A 16297-nucleotide genomic window follows, 5' to 3' on the forward strand; every position below is an offset into this window, starting at 1 on the left:
CAGGTCCGTGGCGCGCCCACGCCACTGTACGTCCGTCCGATCCGCGTCAGCCCGACAGCTAATCCTCACACGATCGGATGAATGAATGTCGATGTGTGCGATGCCGTGCTTACGCTCCGCTACATTCGCGCCGTTCACGAGGCCATAAGGGCTGCTCACAGGCAATCCGGGCACAAGGGGTCCTCGGGGAGGCGCAAGCATGTTCCACGCCGCCCTGCGGCCCCTTGGGGACCCGAAGGCAGGAGACCGCACCGCAGATGACGGAACGACCCGCGCAGCGCACTCCCAATCGACAGCTCGCCGCGCTCATCGCAGAAGCGGGGTTCTCCAACGCAGGTCTCGCCCGTCGCGTGGACCAGCTCGGGCTCGAACACGGACTGGACCTGAGATACGACAAGACATCCGTGACCCGGTGGCTGCGGGGCCAGCAGCCCCGCGGGACCACTCCCGCGCTCATCGCCGAGGTCTTCACCCGCCGCCTCGGCCGGCGCCTGAGCGCGCAGGACCTCGGGCTCGACGCCTGCGCCCCCGTGTACGCGGGGCTGGAGTTCGCCGCGACCCCCGAGGAGGCCGTGGACATCGTCAGCGGCCTGTGGCGCAAGGACTCCGGCAGCCACGCCGAGCTCCGCAAGATCGCCTTCACCCCGGCCGGACTCGTCGTGCCCAGCCGGGACTGGCTGATCGGCCGGGCCGACGACCGGGTCGCCCGCGGCGACCAGCCCTCCCGCGTGCCCGCCCAGGGCCGCCCGGCGGCGCCCAGGCTCACGGCACCGCCCGAGCAGGGCGGACCCTCGTCCCGGCAGCGCGGCCGGACCGAGCGGGGCCCCGGCCAGCGGGTCAGCGGCGGGGACATCGCCGCCCTCCGCTCGGTCGGCGAACTCTTCCGCGCCCTCGACCACGCCTACGGCGGCGGCCACGCCCGCCAGGCACTGGTCCGCTATCTGGAGCACGAGGCCGAGCCGATGCTGCGCGGCGCGTACGGGGAGCAGACCGGCCGGCACCTGTTCGCCGCCGCCGCCGACCTCACCCGGCTCGCCGGCTGGACGTCGTACGACATCGGCGCGCACGGGCTCGCGCAGCGGTACTTCGTCCAGGCGCTCCGCCTGGCGCAGGCCGCGGGTGACCGGGTGTACGGCTCCTACGTGCTCATCACGATGAGCCGGCAGGCCGTCTACCTCGGGCACGGGCGCGAGGCCGTGCAGCTCGCGCGGGTCGCCCAGCAGGGCCTCGGCTCGGGGGGTCCGCACGTCGTGCAGGCGCTGCTGCACGCCGTCGAGGCGCGCGGCCACGGCGTGCTCGGCGAGGTGCGGGCCTGCACGGCCTCCCTGGTCCGGGCCGAGCGCGCGCTGGAGACGTCCCGGACCGGCGACGAAGTCCCGCACTGGGCCCGGTACTTCGACGAGGCGCAGCTCGCCGACGAGTTCGGGCACTGCCACCGGGACCTTCAGCAGTTCCGGGCCGCGGCGCAGCACGCCGAACGCTCGCTGCAGCTGCGGGCGCCCGGCTACGCGCGCAGCCGGCTGTTCTGCCGGGTGGTGCTCGCCTCGGCGCGGCTCGGGCTCGGAGAGCTCGACCAGGCCTGTCTGCTGGGCGCGGAGGCCGCGGGGCAGGCGGCGGAGATGCGGTCGGCGCGGGCCGTCGAGTACGTACGGGACTTCGAGAAACGGCTCGAACCGTACAAGGACGCCGCACCCGTCCGCGGCTACCGCGACAAGGTGGCCGCGCTGGGCTGAGCGGAAGGCCGGGGCGTCCCCGGTCTCCGGCCTGGGGTGCCGGAGACCGGGAAGCTCGGTTCCCCGCGCGGGGGAGTGGGGTCCGCCCGCCGCGGGCCCTCGGTCCGTCCGGCGGGTGGCCGGGCCACCCGCCGGGAGTGCGGCCTGGCCGGCCTCCCCGCCGGGATGGCCGGTCCTTCCGCCGGGGCTCGGTCCCTCGCCAGGAGGGCCGACTTGCCTGGCGGGAAGGTCGCCCCGCCGCCTGCGGGCCCTCGGCCCGTCCGGCGGGAGGCCAGGCCACCGGCCGGGAAAGCCGGTCCTCCCGCCACGGCGGTTGGCCTGTTCGCCGACCGGGGAGGCGTGGCCGCCGGTGAGCGCGCTCCGCGGCCCCTCCTGAGCCGCGTTCGAGGCTCCCTGCCGCCTGGCGGCCCTGGCGGCCCGGCCTCCCTGCGGCTGGGAGGTCGGGGGCCAGGAGCCCAAGAGCTCCGGGGTCAAGGAGCGCCGGAGCCCCGGAGGCCCGGGGTCAGGCCGCGGCGGATTCCAGGGGCTCCGCTAACGGGGCCGGTCGGACGTCCAGGTCCGTCAGAAGGGCGTGGGCGGCCCGCCGGGCCGAGTGCAGCGCACCCTGCACCGTGCTGGTGTCCCGGTGGTCGCCGCACACGTACAGGCCCGCGAGCAGCCGTACCGGGCGGCGCGGATCGTGCGGTGGCGGCATCGCCGGGACCGCCTCGGGTTCGTGATGGACCGCCAGCAGTTCCCAGCGGGTCGTCGACGTGCCGTAGAGGCGGGCCAGTTGGGCGCGGACCGTCGCGTCCAGGTGGGTCGCGGCGGGCGGAGTGCCCAGCACGGTCGAGGAGATCAGGGCCCGTCCGGCGGGTGCCCGGGTCGGGTCGACCTGGCTGACGACCGCCGTGTGCGCCACCGGGCCGCTCCGGTCGGCGTCCAGGAGCAACGCCGGGTCGATGAGCGGGGGTTCGTCCGTGGTGTGGTGCAGGACGGTCACGGGGTGGAAGGCGGGGACGTGCAGCCCGGGCAGGAACTGGGCGGCGGCGCGGGCCCCGGTCGCCAACAGGATGGCCCGGCAGCGGAGTTCGCCGTGGTCCTTCGTCGTCACACGGGTCGTGGAGACGGCGGTGACCTCGACACCCGTGTGCACGGTGCCGGGCGGAAGGGCGGCCGCGAGCAGCTCGGGGAGCGCGTCCGCGCCGCCCTCCGGCAGGCACAGCCGACCCGTCGCGAAGGAGTGCAGCGCGAGGTCGGCGCAACGGCTCGACGTCCGGAGCTCCGGGTCGCACAGCAGGGCCGCGAGGAGGGGGCGCAGAAAGGTGTCGACCGTGCGGGCCGGGAGGCCCCGGGCGGTCAACGCCCGCGCCGCGGTGAGGTCCGGGCGGGCGAGCAGGCGCTCCGGCGTGGTGGCGGCGAGACGCGCGAGGGCTGTGTTGAGACGGGACTGGTCGAGGGGGCCACCGAGTGGTCCGGGACGGGCGGTGCCGCGCGCGGGCCGGGGCAGCGGAAGCCGGGGGGCGCTCGCGAGGGCGCGCGCTGTGGTGAGTGCGCCCCTCGCGCTCCGGGGAGTGCCGGGCGCGCCCGCCTGGTGGCGCTGTCCGTCGCTGTGCAGCAGTACGCCCGGGGAGAACGGGCACAGGACCAGGGCGCCCAGGCCCGGGGTGTGGCGCAGTTCCGGGTACGAGGTGGACAGGAGCCGGCCGAGCCGGTCCAGTCGGAAGCCGTCGACTTTCTCCGTGGACATACGACCGCCCACATGGGGTGCGGCCTCCAGGACGGTGGTCCTCAGCCCCGCCCCGGTCAGATGCCGTGCGGCCGTGAGGCCGGCGACACCGGCTCCCACGACGACGACGTCCACGTCTTCCGCGATCTCCGCCGTGTGCGCGGCTTGGCGTGCGGGCTCTAGCACGTGCCCCTCCTCGAGGTTGCGCGGCCGGTGGGGACGTCATGCCCCCAACACGCTTCTGGAATACCCGAGTTCGGATCGAGGGTGCGAGGTGCGGACGTCCGGGGGAAGTGGCGCGACGGCCGTGCACGGGGGCACGGGGGGTGCATGTACCCGCCCGGCAGGGGTGGTTGGACCCACCGGGGGCGGCACACGCGCCCCGGGCGGCACACCGTGAGGCGGCGGCACACCGTGAGGCGGCGACACACCCCGCGGGGGCGGCACGCCCTCAGCCCAGGGCCGCTCGCAATGCTCCCTCGATCGAGGGGAACGCGAAGGTGAAGCCCGATTCCAGGAGGCGGGTGGGCAGGACGCGCTGGCTGCCCAGGATGTCCTCGGCCATGTCGCCGAGGGCGAGGCGCAGCAGTGGGGCGGGGGTGGTCAGCAGGGTCGGGCGGTGCAGGACGCGGCCCATGGCCTCGGTGATCTCGCCGTTGGTGAGCGGGTCGGGGGCGGTCAGGTTCACCGGCCCGGACAGCGACTCCGTGTCGATGAGATGCCGGATCGCGGCCACCTCGTCGTGCAGCGCGATGTAGCTCCAGTACTGGCGCCCGTTCCCCATCCGCCCCCCGACGCCCGCCCGGAACAGCGGGAGCAGCCGGGCCCAGGCCCCGCCCTCGCGGGCCACCACGAGCCCGGTCCTGGGCAGCACCGTGCGCACCCCCGCCTCCTGCGCGGGAGCCGTCGCCTCCTCCCACTCCACGCAGACGGAGGGCAGGAACCCGTCCCCGGGCGGCGCCGACTCGTCCACCGCGCGGCCGTCCGTGTCGCCGTAGAACCCGATCGCGCTCCCGTTGACGAAGACCCGCGGCGGTTCGTCGAGCGAGGCCACCGCCTCCGCGAGCGTCGCCGTCCCGAGTACCCGGCTGTCCCGGATCATCCGCTTGTACGTCCGCGTCCAGGGGCGAGCCGCGACCGGTGCACCCGCCAGATTGACCACCGCGGCACACCCGATGAGCCCCACCGCGTCGATCCGCTGCCGCTGCGGATCCCATCGGACCTCGTCGGGCGAGCGCGGCTCACGGCGCACGAGCCGGACCACCTCGTGCCCCTCGGCGCTCAGCGAGCGCGCCAGCGCGGAGCCGATCAGGCCGGACGCGCCGGCGATCACGATGCGGGAACCCGGGGGCAGCGGTGAGTCGCTCATGGGTCCATCCTGCCCGCGCCGCCGCGTACTTCACGGAACGCGGGCCCCAGCGCGGCGGCCGTACAGTGGCCGGTATGTCAGCTGCTCCGCGGATACGCACCGCCACCCTCGACGACGAGGACGCGCTCGGCCGGCTCGACCGCGACACCTGGTCCACCGTGCACGCCGTCATGCCGCGTCCCCTGCCGCCGTACGAACCCTTCTACAGCGGGCGGTTCGGTCCCCGGGACCATTTCGTCGCCGAGCTCGACGGCCGGCTGGTGGGGTACATCCGACTGGGCTTTCCGACCCCGCTCGCCTCCAACGCGCACGTCCGGCAGATTCTCGGACTCGCCGTCGCCGAGGAGGCGCGCGGCGCCGGGGTGGGCCGCGCGCTGCTGCGGGCGGTGCGGGAGGAGGCCCGCCGCCAGGGCGCCCTGCGCATCACACTGCGCGTGCTCGGCCACAACACCCCGGCGCGCACGCTGTACGAGTCCGAGGGGTTCGTCGTCGAGGGGATCCTGCCCGGGGAGTTCCTGCTGGACGGCGCGTACGTGGACGACGTCCTGATGGGGCACTCGCTCTGATCAGTTCTCGCCGTCGGCGGGCAACGGGCACAGGCCGCCCATGAGTTGACGCAGACAGCGGACCGCCAGCTCGGCGGGTGAACCCGGTCCGTCGGCCGCCGCGTCCGTGGCCGCCCAGGTCTCCAGAGCGATCCGGATCGCATCCGTGGCCGCGGCGGCGGTCAGCCGGGTCTCCAGCGGGTCCGCGCCGGTGCCCGCGAGCCGGGCGACCACCGGGATCAGGTGCTCCTCCGACTCCTGATTCACCCGGTACCAGACGGCGCGCAGCGCCGGATCGTCGACAGCCGCCCGCAGCAGCGTACGGGTCTGCTCCAGCCTCTCGGCCGCGTGCGCGTCCGGGGCGGACAGGGCCTCCCGGACAGCCCGCTCCAGGGCCTTCGGCAGCGCCGTGCCCGGTTCCGTCGCCGCGAGCAGGGCGCGCCAGTGGTCGCCTCCGGCGGCGAGCAGCGGGCCCACGGCGTCCTGCTTGTTGCGGAAGTAGCGGTAGAAGGTGCGCAGCGCCACCCCGGCCCGGCGGGCGATGTCCTCCGCCGTGGTGCCGTCCGGACCGTACTGCGTGAAGAGCTCCGCCGCCGCGCGCGCGATGTCGAGCTGGGTCGCCGCCTTGCGGCGCTCGGTCAGCGAGAGTGCGGGGGCTTCGGGCGCGGGGGACGGCTGGCTGCTCACGGGGAAAGCGTACGCCGGGAGAGGGGTACGGGGCGTGTTTCGCCGATGCGGCAAAGTGTGCCACGGGGCGGGTCGTGGGTGCGTGCTCCCCGGCCGGGGAGCGGGATTCGGCCGGGGTCAGGCTCCAGCTGGGGTCAGGCTCCGGCCGGGGTCAGGAGGTGACGAGGTCACCTGTGTCCACGCGCGCGGTGGCGTGCGCCGCCTTGCGGGCGTCGCCCGCGACCTCGTGCGCCGTCAGGACGTACCCCGTCTCGCTGTCCGAGGTCGAACGGGCGAAGACCACGCCGTACACCTCGCCGTCGGTGGTGAGGAGCGGACCGCCGGAGTTGCCCGGACGGACGGTCGAGCGGATCGAGTAGATCTCGCGGGTGACCGTGCCGGAGTTGTAGATGTTCTGCCCCGTCGCGTTGATGCGGTTCGCGACCGTGGCCGCCTGGAGGTCGAGACCGCCGTCCTGCGGGTAGCCCGCGACCACCGCGGAGTCGCCGCGCGAGGCGACCCCGTCGAAGTGGATGACGGGGGCCCGCAGAGCCGGCACGTACAGGACGGCGACGTCCTTCTGCGGATCGAAGAGCACCACCCGCGCCTGGTAGGGGCGGCCGACCCCGCCCACCCGCACGGTCGGCCGGTCGATGCCCGCCACCACGTGCGCGTTGGTCATCACATGCCGGGAGGCGTAGACGAAGCCGCTGCCCTCCCGGCCCTGGTTGCCCGAGACGCCCTCGACCTTCACGGTGCTCAGTTTCGCGGCGTTCGTCGCGGACGGCGTCACGCTGTCCCCGGAGGGCTTGGCGACCCCGGCCGTCGGTTCGTTCTCGAAGGGGTTGAAGACCTGCGGGAAACCCGCCTCCGTGAGCGCCGAGGTCGCGCGCGAGAACCAGGTCGGCGTGGTTTCCGGCATCGTGTTCTGCACGGCGCCGAGCAGCGCCGAGTTGCGGATCGACTGCGTCACCACCGTCGACGAGGACGCGCCGAGGACGCTCGCCGCCACCCAGGCCACCAACAGCACGGCCAGCGTGTTCGCCGCGGCTCCGCCGATCCCGTCGGCCACCCGCAACGGCCCCTCGTCCAGCTCGCGGCGCAGCTTCAGCGCCAGCCGCCCGGCCAGCTCGTGACCCACCACGCCGGGCACCAGCACCGTGAGCACGGCCGTCACCGTCGCCGCCGGTGTCCCCGCCGTGACCAGCTCCATCATCCAGGGAAGCGCCCATACGCCGATGACGGCGCCACCCACGAAACCGGCCAGCGAGACACAGCCGGCCACCAGGCCGCGGCGGTATCCGGACGCCGCGTAGACCAGGATCACCAGCATCAGCAGGAGGTCGAGCACGTCCACGGAGCCGCCTTTCTCTAGGGCCCCTTAGTACGCGTCGGGCGGGCCCAGTGATCAGCCACGCGCGTTCGGTGCCGCGGAAACGGCCACACACCCGTGGACCTGTAGAAACGTCCCGGGCACGTCCGATGGTTCCACCAGGTGGCACACCACACATCGCGGCCCGCGTGGATCCGGGTCAGGGTGGCTCCATGCGTGTCTTCCGGAAGCCGCGGGGGCCTCGAATACGGAGCGGGGAGCGAGCATCCCGCACCACGCGTCACGGGCGTCACGGGCGCCCGGCGCACCGAGCCCGCGAGAGTCGCACCGGCGCGGGTCGCACCGGCGCGGGGCGAGCTCCTTTTGCCCCCGAGCCCTCCGGTGTGCGCCGGCGTGCGCCGATGGGGCTGCCGAGACCGGTCCTCGTCCTCCTCGGGTGCGTCCCCGGCCTGCTCGCCGCCTCGGCGCTGGTGATGTGCGCGGCCGGCGCGGACCGCACGGCGGCCCGCGCCTCCGTCCCGACCGCGCCCTCGGTCGCGGCCCGGCTCACCGTGCCCCACCCCGTCGCCCGGCCGCCCATCGTGCCGCGCTCGAAGTGGCTCGACGCGGCGACCACGCGCAAACAGCCGCCGCCCCGCTACGACGACCGTGTCGTCGCGGTCTTCATCCACCACACCGACTCGCCGAACGGCTACGACTGCGCCGACGTGCCCCGCATCATCCGCGACGTCTACGCGGGTCAGACCGGCGCCAAACAGTGGGACGACATCGGCTACAACTTCCTCGTCGACCGCTGCGGCACGATCTACGAGGGCCGCGCGGGCGGCGTCGACCGGCCCGTCACCGGGGCGCACACGCAGGGCTTCAACCATCGCTCCGCCGGAATCGCCGCGATCGGCACCTTCACTGCGGGAGCACCGGTGCCGAGGGCGATGACCGACGCGATCGCCCGTCTCACGGCCTGGAAACTCGGGCTCGGCGGCGTCGACCCCCGGGGCACGGTCCGCCTCGTCTCCAGCAACAGCCTCAGCCGCTACGCGGCGGGCACAGCCGCCGTGCTCTCCACCGTCTCCGGCCACGACGCCGCCTTCATGACGAGCTGCCCCGGCGCGGCCATCACCGCCCGCCTCCCCGAGATCCGCGCCCTGGCGGCCCGCTACCAGGGCCGCTGACCGCTCGGCCGAACCCTGCGCAGACAGTCACAGGTACGCCCCGGGCCGCTCACAGACTCCCCAGATCCGTGCGCCCTACGGTCGTCGTACGCACTGACCGGAGGTGGGGATCATGAGGATCAGTCGGACGGAGCCCGCGCGCCACGCGGGGAGCGGGGCGCACGCGGGGTGCAGCGCGGGCGGGCAGGACGCGGGGAACGCGGAACCGGCCGGGGGCAGGGTGAAGACCGGGCGTGGGCCGTGGACGGCGGTCTGCGCGGTGGCGACGGTCGTGCTGGGCCCGGCGGCGGTCACGGCGTCCGCGCTGGACCAGGCCAACGCGGCCCCGATGCATCACACGGTGCGGGCCGAACAGCCGCAGGCGTACATCCCCTCGGACCTGGCCCGTCGGCGGCCCGCGGCCCAGCTCCGGACCCTGGCCCAGCTCCGGACTGCGGCCCGGATCCGGACCGTGGCCCAGAGTCGGACCTTGACCCAGAGCCGGACCGGCGACGTCTGAGACGCACGCCGATCTCGTCGGTCCCGTCAGTCCTCCCTGAACCGTTCCCACAGCTTGGGGTAGCGCTCCGCGATGACGGACTCGTTCTCGAATTCGAGCGGGGTGCCCTCGGGCTCCGCGGCCGCTGCCGGGATGCCCAGGGCGGGCGCGACGGCACCGGTCAGCTGCTCGTAGGCCTCGTCGGCCGCGTAGCCCAGCTCCTCGCCGTCACCGTCGATCTCCTCGTCGAAGTCCTCCAGGAGCTCGGCGAGCGTGTCGGGGTCGTGCATCGCGCCCTCGAAGACCTCCCTGCCCTGGCCGATCAGCCAGCACCGGAAGAAGTCGAAGGCGTCGTCACTGGCCCCGTCGAGCAGTACCCAGGCGGCGCCCCACAGATCCCAGCGGTACGCGCGGTTGTAGCGGGACTCGAAGTGCCGGGCGAAGTCCAGGACGGAGTCCGGGTCCAGCTGGACCAGCCGCTCGACGAGCAGATCGGCCTGTTCCTCGGGGTCGCCCTCGGCAGTCTCGCGGGTCGTGTCCACCAGCTGCCAGAACTCCGTCTCGTCCATCACGGGTCCAGCATCGGGCCTGCGCGGGAGGGACGCACGTGGAGTGGCGCAGATTGTTATGCATGCACATGCCGAAGGTAAAACCGTCGGGTTCGTACGGATTTCAAGCGGGCGGCGGGAAGCGGACCCACAGGGCCCGCGATCACCGGTAGAGCGCCGCCGAACCGGCCGCGTCCTCGGCGCAACGCTCCCGCAGAGCCGCCGGGGCGAGCACCTCCACCTCGGGCCCGAGCCCCCGCAGCTGTATGCGGGCGACCTCCTCCGACTCGACCGGGAGCGTGAGGGTCACCCAGCCGCGTCCGTCAGGGGCGCCGGACGTGCCGAGCCCCTCCTTCGCGGACACGGGATCAAGGGCGTACGGCAGCTGTCGTACGCCCTCCGGGGACAGCCGTACGACGACCTCGGACCGCAGGACGGACCGGGCGAACTCCTCGGCCCGCTCCTCCCAGAAGGCGGGCAGATCGAACCCGTCGTCCCGGCGGAACCGCTCCGCTCCGAGGTCGACGGCGGTGAACCGGTCGATCCGGTACACCCGGAAGGCCTCCGCGTCGGCGACCCGCGCACACAGATACCAGACGCCCGCCTTCAGGACGAGCCCGTACGGTTCGAGTGCCCGCTCGACCTCCGAACCGCCCCGCCGGTAGCGCGCGAGGACCGGGCGGTCGTCCCACACCGCGTTCGCGACCGAGGGCAGCAGCTCCGGCGTCCGCGGCTCGCTGAACCAGGCGGGCGCGTCCAGATGGAACCGCTGCGCCGCCGTGCGCGAGGCGTCCCGCACGGAGGGCAGCAGCGCCGCCGACACCTTCAGCCGGGCCGCCGACGCGGTGTCCTGAAGGCCCATCTCGCGCAGCGCCCCCGGCACCCCGCTCAGGAACAGCGCCTCCGCCTCGCTCCGCGCCAGTCCCGTCAGCCGCGTGCGGTACCCGCCGACCAGGCGATAGCCGCCGGCCCGCCCCCGGTCCGCGTACACCGGGACCCCCGCCTCCGACAGCGCCTGCGCGTCCCGCGTGATCGTGCGCTCGGACACCTCCAGCTCCCGCGCCAGCTCGGCGGCGGTCATCGACGCGCGGGCCTGGAGCAGCAGCACCATCTTGATCAGGCGAGCAGCACGCATGTGTTCATGATGCCGGGCACCACTGACAAGAGGAGAAGACGAGCGGCTGACCTCACAGGGCAGCCTCACGGAGCCGCCGCGCAGGGCCGCCGCACCAAGGCGCGCCGCGCAGGGCCACCGCGCAAAGGCGCCTCCGGCCGCGGCGCAAGGTGCCGCGCAAGGCTGCCGGGAAAGACCGCCGGGAAGGCGAAGAAGGGGCACAAAGAAGGGGTACGGCGATCGCCGTACCCCTTCTCCGAGTTCAACCCCCGGGCACTACAGGCCGTAGCGCTCCCGGGCCTCCTTCACCGCGGACGCCTTGACCTCACCGCGGCGGGCGAGCTGCGCCAGCGCCGCGACGACGATCGACTGCGCGTCCACGCCGAAGTGACGGCGGGCCGCCGCACGGGTGTCGGAGAGACCGAAGCCGTCGGCACCGAGCGAGGACCAGTCCTGCTCGACCCACTGCGCGATCTGGTCCGGGACCTGGCGCATGTAGTCGGAGACCGCGAGCACCGGGCCCTCGGCGCCCTGAAGCGCCTGGCGGACGAACGGCACCCGCTCCTCACCGCGCAGCAGGGCCGCGTCGGCCTCCAGCGCGTCGCGGCGCAGCTCGGTCCAGGAGGTCGCGGACCACACGTCGGCGGCCACGCCCCACTCCTCGGCGAGCAGCTTCTGGGCCTCCAGGGTCCAGTGGATCGCCGTGCCGGAGCCGAGGAGCTGGATGCGCGGGGCGTTCGCCGCGGCCACGTTCAGGCCCGCCGACTCCGCCGTGTTGAAGCGGTACAGGCCCTTGAGGATGCCCTCGTCGACACCGGGACCGGCCGGCTTGGCGGGCTGCGGCATCGGCTCGTTGTAGACGGTCAGGTAGTAGAAGACGTCCTGGTCCTCGCCCGGGGCGGCCTCGCCGTACATCCGGCGCAGACCGTCCTTGACGATCGCCGCGATCTCGTAGGCGAACGCGGGGTCGTAGGACATCGCCGCCGGGTTGGTCGCCGCGATGACGGGGGAGTGGCCGTCGGCGTGCTGCAGGCCCTCACCGGTCAGGGTCGTACGGCCGGCGGTGGCGCCGACGAGGAAACCGCGGCCGAGCTGGTCGCCGAGCTGCCACATCTGGTCGGCCGTGCGCTGCCAGCCGAACATCGAGTAGAAGATGTAGAAGGGGATCATCGCTTCGCCATGCGTGGAGTACGCGCTGGACGCGGCGATGAAGTCCGCCATGGAACCGGCCTCGGTGATCCCCTCGTTGAGGATCTGGCCGTCCTTGGCCTCCTTGTAGTACATCAGCTGGTCGCGGTCGACCGGCTCGTACGTCTGGCCCTTGGGCGAGTAGATGCCCAGCGACGGGAAGAGCGACTCCATACCGAAGGTACGGGCCTCGTCCGGGACGATCGGGACCCAGCGGCGGCCGGTCTGCTTGTCGCGGACCAGGTCCTTGACGAGGCGGACGAACGCCATCGTCGTCGCCAGGTTCTGCGTGCCGGAGCCCTTGTCGAAGGACGCGAACGTCTTGTCGGCGGGGGCCGGCAGCGGGGCCAGCGCGTGCGTACGGCGGGCCGGGGCCGGGCCGCCGAGGGCCGCGCGGCGCTCCTGGAGGTAACGGACCTCGGGGGAGTCGGCGCCCGGGTGGCCGTAGGGCACCACACCGTCGACGAACTGGCTGTCGGAGATGGGCAGTTCGAGCAGATCACGCATCTGCTTGAACTCGTCCGTGGACAGCTTCTTCATCTGGTGGTTGGCGTTCTTCGACGCGAAGCCCTCGCCGAGTGTGTGGCCCTTGACCGTCTGGGCCAGGATCACCGTCGGCGCGCCCTTGTGGGAGAGCGCGGCGCGGTAGGCGGCGTACACCTTGCGCGCCTCGTGGCCACCGCGGGAGAGGTGGAAGCACTCGAAGATCTTGTCGTCGCTCAGCAGCTTCGCCATCTCTACGAGCGCCGGGTCGGCGCCGAAGAAGTCCTGGCGGATGTAGGCGGCGTCGCGGGTCTGGTACGTCTGCACCTGCGCGTCGGGCACCTGGCGCAGGCGGCGGACGAGCGCGCCCGTGGTGTCGAGCCGGAACAGCTCGTCCCAGGCCGAGCCCCACAGCGACTTCACGACGTTCCAGCCGGCGCCGCGGAACTGCGCCTCCAGCTCCTGCACGATCTTGAAGTTCGCGCGGACCGGGCCGTCGAGGCGCTGCAGGTTGCAGTTGATGACGAAGGTCAGGTTGTCCAGACCCTCGCGTGCGGCGAGCGCGAGTGCCGCCGTCGACTCCGGCTCGTCCATCTCGCCGTCACCGAGGAACGCCCACACGTGGGACGCGGAGACGTCCTTGATGGCGCGGTTGGTGAGGTAGCGGTTGAAGCGGGCCTGGTAGATCGCCGACAGCGGGCCGAGGCCCATGGAGACGGTCGGGAACTCCCACAGCCAGGGCAGCCGGCGCGGGTGCGGGTACGACGGGAGACCGTTGCCGCCCGCCTCCTGGCGGAAGTTGTCCAGGTGCTGCTCGGTCAGCCGCCCGTCGAGGAAGGCGCGGGCGTAGATGCCGGGGGAGGCGTGGCCCTGGATGTAGAGCTGGTCGCCGGACCCGTCACCCTCCTTGCCCTTGAAGAAGTGGTTGAAGCCGGTCTCGTAGAGCCAGGCCGCGGAGGCGAAGGTGGCGATGTGGCCGCCGACGCCGTGCTTCGCGCCCCGGGTCACCATCGCGGCCGCGTTCCAGCGGTTCCACGCGGTGATCCTGGCCTCCATCGCCTCGTCGCCGTCCACGGTGGGCTCGGCGGCGGTGGGGATGGTGTTGACGTAGTCGGTCTCGAGCAGCTTGGGCAGCGCGAGACCGTTGCCCTCGGCGCGCTCCAGCGTGCGGCGCATCAGGTACGCGGCACGGTGCGGCCCGGCCGCCTGGGTGACGGCGTCCAGGGAGGCCTGCCATTCGGCGGTCTCCTCGGGGTCGCGGTCCGGGAGCTGGTCGAGCTCGCTCGGCTGGATTGCGGTGGGGTCGGTCATTGCGCCGCCTTCCGGATGCGGAGGGGGGTTCCCTCATCGGCAAGGGGTGTTCGGGGGTGCCCTTGGTCTATGGCAGGACAGGGCGGAGGGCTCTTGTAGGAGCCCGTCGGTGACTGTAACTCCCTGATCGATGATCGATCAAAGGATTCCGAGGGAAAACCTCTTCAGATCGGAAAGTCGGCACGGGGTGCCTTGAAGCCAGGCACGGCGTGCCGTGAAAATCGAAGGTTTTCGCAGGTGAGAGCACGCTTGAGCGCGGGTGTGCTCCCTTGCGCCGGGGTCGCCCGACCGTCCCTCACGGGCGCGGGGCGCACCCGAGGACATGGGCCTTCACGAGGTCGGCGATCAGCGGATCGCGCCGCCGGAAGGCGTCCACGAGGGCCTCGTGCTCCTCCGCGTACGACTGCTGCACGGTCCCGAGCCAGCGGATGGACAGGGCCGTGAAGACCTCGATCCCCAGGCCCTCCCAGGTGTGCAGGAGGACGGAGTTCCCGGCAGCCCGGACCAGTTCGCGGTGGAACCCCACGGTGTGCCGCACCTGACCGGTCCCGTCGGCCAGCCGGTCGGCCTCGTACAGCGCCGTCACATGAGGTTCAAGGGCTGAGCAGTCCTCGGCCAGCCGCTCGGCGGCCAGCTCCGCCGCGATGGCCTCCAGGCCGGCTCGCACCGGGTAGCTCTCCTCCAGGTCGGCGGCCGTCAGATTCCGCACCCGGACGCCCTTGTTCGGCGCCGACTCGATCAGCCGCAGTGACTCGAGCTCGCGCAGCGCCTCCCTGACCGGGGTCTGGCTGACCTCCAGCTCGGTGGCGATCCGTCGCTCCACGATCCGCTCGCCCGGCTTCCAGCGCCCGCTGACGATCCCCTCCACGATGTGCTCGCGGATCTGTTCGCGCAGCGAGTGGACGACGGGCGCGGTCATGAAGGCTCCTTTGGGAGGGGTGGCGAAACCCCGAGGGCGTTTGACCTTTAGACAATAAGGCCGTGCCCCGGTCGGTGAGGGGTGCATGGCGGCGCTTTCCCGCAGGTGAGACGAGACTTACACGCTGTCAGAGTGTTCCCGTCCGTAGGGGCTCGTACCGGGTGAAGTCCGGATTCGTACCGCCGATGTGATCGCCGTACGCGGGCCCCGGCGGAAGAACGGCGGCCGCGGGAACCCGGCCCGGGGGAAACACGGCACCCCCGCCCGGAAGTCCGGACGGGGGTGCCGTGTCAGCGTGCCGCGTGAGTGCGGTGCGGGCTACAGGCCGAGCTCGACCTCGAACTCGCCCGCTTCCAGGATCGCCTTGACCGCGGTCAGGTAACGGGCCGCGTCGGCGCCGTCCACCAGACGGTGGTCGTAGGACAGCGTCAGGTAGGTCATGTCGCGGACACCGATGACGGTGCCCTCCTCCGTCTCGATGACGGCCGGACGCTTGACCGTGGCACCGATGCCCAGGATCGCGACCTGGTTCGGCGGCACGATGATCGTGTCGAAGAGCGCGCCGCGCGAGCCGGTGTTGGAGATGGTGAAGGTCGCGCCGGACAGCTCGTCCGGAGTGATCTTGTTCGCCCGGACCTTGCCCGCCAGGTCGGCGGTCGCCTTCGAGATACCGGCGATGTTCAGGTCGCCCGCGCGCTTGATGACCGGGGTCATCAGGCCCTTCTCCGAGTCCACCGCGATGCCGATGTTCTCGGTGTCGAAGTAGGTGATCGTGCCCTCGTCCACGTTGATCCGGGCGTTGACGGCCGGGTGGGCCTTCAGCGCCTGGGCCGCGGCCTTCACGAAGAACGGCATCGGGGAGAGCTTGACGCCCTCGCGGGCCGCGAAGGAGTCCTTCGCCTGCGCGCGGAGCTTCATCAGGCGGGTGATGTCGACCTCGACGACCGAGGACAGCTGCGCCTGCTCGTGCAGGGCCTTCACCATGTTGTCGCCGATGACCTTGCGGATGCGGGTCATCTTCACGGTCTGGCCGCGCAGCGGCGAGACCTCCAGGGCCGGCGCCTTCTTGGCGGCGGCCGGGGCGGCGGCGGCCGGAGCCGGAGCCGCGGCGGCCTTCGCGGCCTCGGCGGCCGCGATGACGTCCTGCTTGCGGATACGACCGCCGACGCCGGTGCCCTTGACGGCGGCCAGGTCGACGCTGTTCTCGGCGGCGAGCTTGCGCACCAGCGGGGTCACGTACGCACCGTCGTCACCGGCGGTCGCGGCGGGCGCCGGAGCCGGGGTGACGGGGGCGGGCGCGGCCACCGGCGCGGGGGCCGGAGCGGCGGGCGCGACCGGAGCGGGCGGCTGGACCGGAGCGGCCGGCTGGACCGGAGCCGGGGCGGCGGCGGCCGGGGCCGGAGCTGCCGGAGCCGGAGCTGCGGGGGCGGCCGGAGCCGCGGCGGGGGCCGCCGGGGCGGCCGGAGCGGGGGCGGCAGGAGCCGCACCCTGAGCGCCGATGACGGCCAGCTTGGCGCCGACCTCCGCCGTCTCGTCCTCGCCGACGACGATCTCCAGCAGCACGCCGGCGACCGGCGCGGGGATCTCGGTGTCGACCTTGTCCGTGGAGACCTCGAGCAGCGGCTCGTCCTCCGCGACCTCCTCGCCGACCTGCTTCAGCCAGCGGGTGACGGTGCCCTCGGTGACGGACTCGCCCAGCGCGGGCAGCACGACATCGGTACCGGAGGCGC

12 protein-coding genes and 1 pseudogene are annotated in these 16297 nt (G+C 73.1%); 4 read left to right on the forward strand and 9 right to left on the reverse strand.

Features of this window, described 5'->3' with window-relative positions; translation table 11 throughout:
* Positions 1 to 257 precede the first annotated feature (257 nt).
* A complete protein-coding gene (locus N4G66_RS36015; RefSeq protein ID WP_261708513.1) occupies positions 258 to 1733 on the forward strand; it encodes a regulator in 1476 nt (491 codons plus the stop codon).
* Positions 1734 to 2235: 502 nt separating this feature from the next.
* On the opposite strand, the gene N4G66_RS36020 is transcribed toward N4G66_RS36015, so the two are convergent.
* Complete coding sequence (locus N4G66_RS36020) at positions 2236 to 3627, reverse strand: NAD(P)/FAD-dependent oxidoreductase (protein ID WP_261708514.1); 1392 nt, start codon at positions 3625 to 3627, stop codon at positions 2236 to 2238.
* A gap of 265 nt (positions 3628 to 3892) precedes the next feature.
* Positions 3893 to 4810 carry a TIGR01777 family oxidoreductase gene (locus tag N4G66_RS36025; RefSeq protein ID WP_261708515.1) on the reverse strand — a complete coding sequence of 306 codons (918 nt, stop codon included), beginning with the start codon at positions 4808 to 4810 and terminating at the stop codon, positions 3893 to 3895.
* 74 nt (positions 4811 to 4884) lie between these two features.
* On the opposite strand from N4G66_RS36025, the gene N4G66_RS36030 reads away from it, so the two are divergent.
* Positions 4885 to 5376, forward strand: coding sequence for a GNAT family N-acetyltransferase (locus N4G66_RS36030; protein WP_261708516.1), 492 nt, complete (start codon positions 4885 to 4887; stop codon positions 5374 to 5376).
* On the opposite strand, the gene N4G66_RS36035 is transcribed toward N4G66_RS36030, so the two are convergent.
* Together N4G66_RS36035 and N4G66_RS36040 are read right to left on the reverse strand one after the other, a co-directional pair.
* On the reverse strand, positions 5377 to 6042 hold the full coding sequence (locus N4G66_RS36035; protein WP_261708517.1) for a TetR/AcrR family transcriptional regulator: 666 nt from the start codon (positions 6040 to 6042) through the stop codon (positions 5377 to 5379). It abuts the gene before it with no gap.
* Positions 6043 to 6193: 151 nt separating this feature from the next.
* On the reverse strand, positions 6194 to 7378 hold the full coding sequence (locus N4G66_RS36040) for a MarP family serine protease (protein ID WP_261708518.1): 1185 nt from the start codon (positions 7376 to 7378) through the stop codon (positions 6194 to 6196).
* Positions 7379 to 7755: 377 nt separating this feature from the next.
* On the opposite strand from N4G66_RS36040, the gene N4G66_RS36045 reads away from it, so the two are divergent.
* Positions 7756 to 8526 carry a peptidoglycan recognition protein family protein gene (locus tag N4G66_RS36045; protein ID WP_261708519.1) on the forward strand — a complete coding sequence of 257 codons (771 nt, stop codon included), beginning with the start codon at positions 7756 to 7758 and terminating at the stop codon, positions 8524 to 8526.
* Positions 8527 to 8746: 220 nt separating this feature from the next.
* Positions 8747 to 8929 (forward strand): annotated as a pseudogene (locus N4G66_RS36050) (hypothetical protein); the annotation flags it as partial.
* A 122-nt stretch (positions 8930 to 9051) separates the two neighbouring features.
* Here the strand turns inward: N4G66_RS36050 and N4G66_RS36055 are convergent.
* The 5 genes from N4G66_RS36055 to sucB form a co-directional block, all read right to left on the reverse strand.
* Positions 9052 to 9573 carry a DUF4240 domain-containing protein gene (locus N4G66_RS36055; protein WP_261708527.1) on the reverse strand — a complete coding sequence of 174 codons (522 nt, stop codon included), beginning with the start codon at positions 9571 to 9573 and terminating at the stop codon, positions 9052 to 9054.
* 142 nt (positions 9574 to 9715) lie between these two features.
* A complete protein-coding gene (locus N4G66_RS36060; protein WP_261708520.1) occupies positions 9716 to 10687 on the reverse strand; it encodes a helix-turn-helix transcriptional regulator in 972 nt (323 codons plus the stop codon).
* A 255-nt stretch (positions 10688 to 10942) separates the two neighbouring features.
* The gene (aceE, locus tag N4G66_RS36065) at positions 10943 to 13648 is read right to left on the reverse strand and encodes a pyruvate dehydrogenase (acetyl-transferring), homodimeric type (RefSeq protein WP_261708521.1); all 2706 of its coding nucleotides are present in this window, start codon (positions 13646 to 13648) and stop codon (positions 10943 to 10945) included.
* Between the two features lie 295 nt (positions 13649 to 13943).
* The gene (locus N4G66_RS36070; protein ID WP_261708522.1) at positions 13944 to 14567 is read right to left on the reverse strand and encodes a GntR family transcriptional regulator; all 624 of its coding nucleotides are present in this window, start codon (positions 14565 to 14567) and stop codon (positions 13944 to 13946) included.
* A 318-nt stretch (positions 14568 to 14885) separates the two neighbouring features.
* Positions 14886 to 16297: 2-oxoglutarate dehydrogenase, E2 component, dihydrolipoamide succinyltransferase (gene sucB, locus N4G66_RS36075; protein ID WP_261708523.1), on the reverse strand; the 1412-nt coding region annotated here is incomplete at its 5' end.

Origin of the sequence: Streptomyces rhizosphaerihabitans, assembly GCF_025399795.1 — a bacterium.
Lineage (GTDB): Bacteria > Actinomycetota > Actinomycetes > Streptomycetales > Streptomycetaceae > Streptomyces > Streptomyces rhizosphaerihabitans.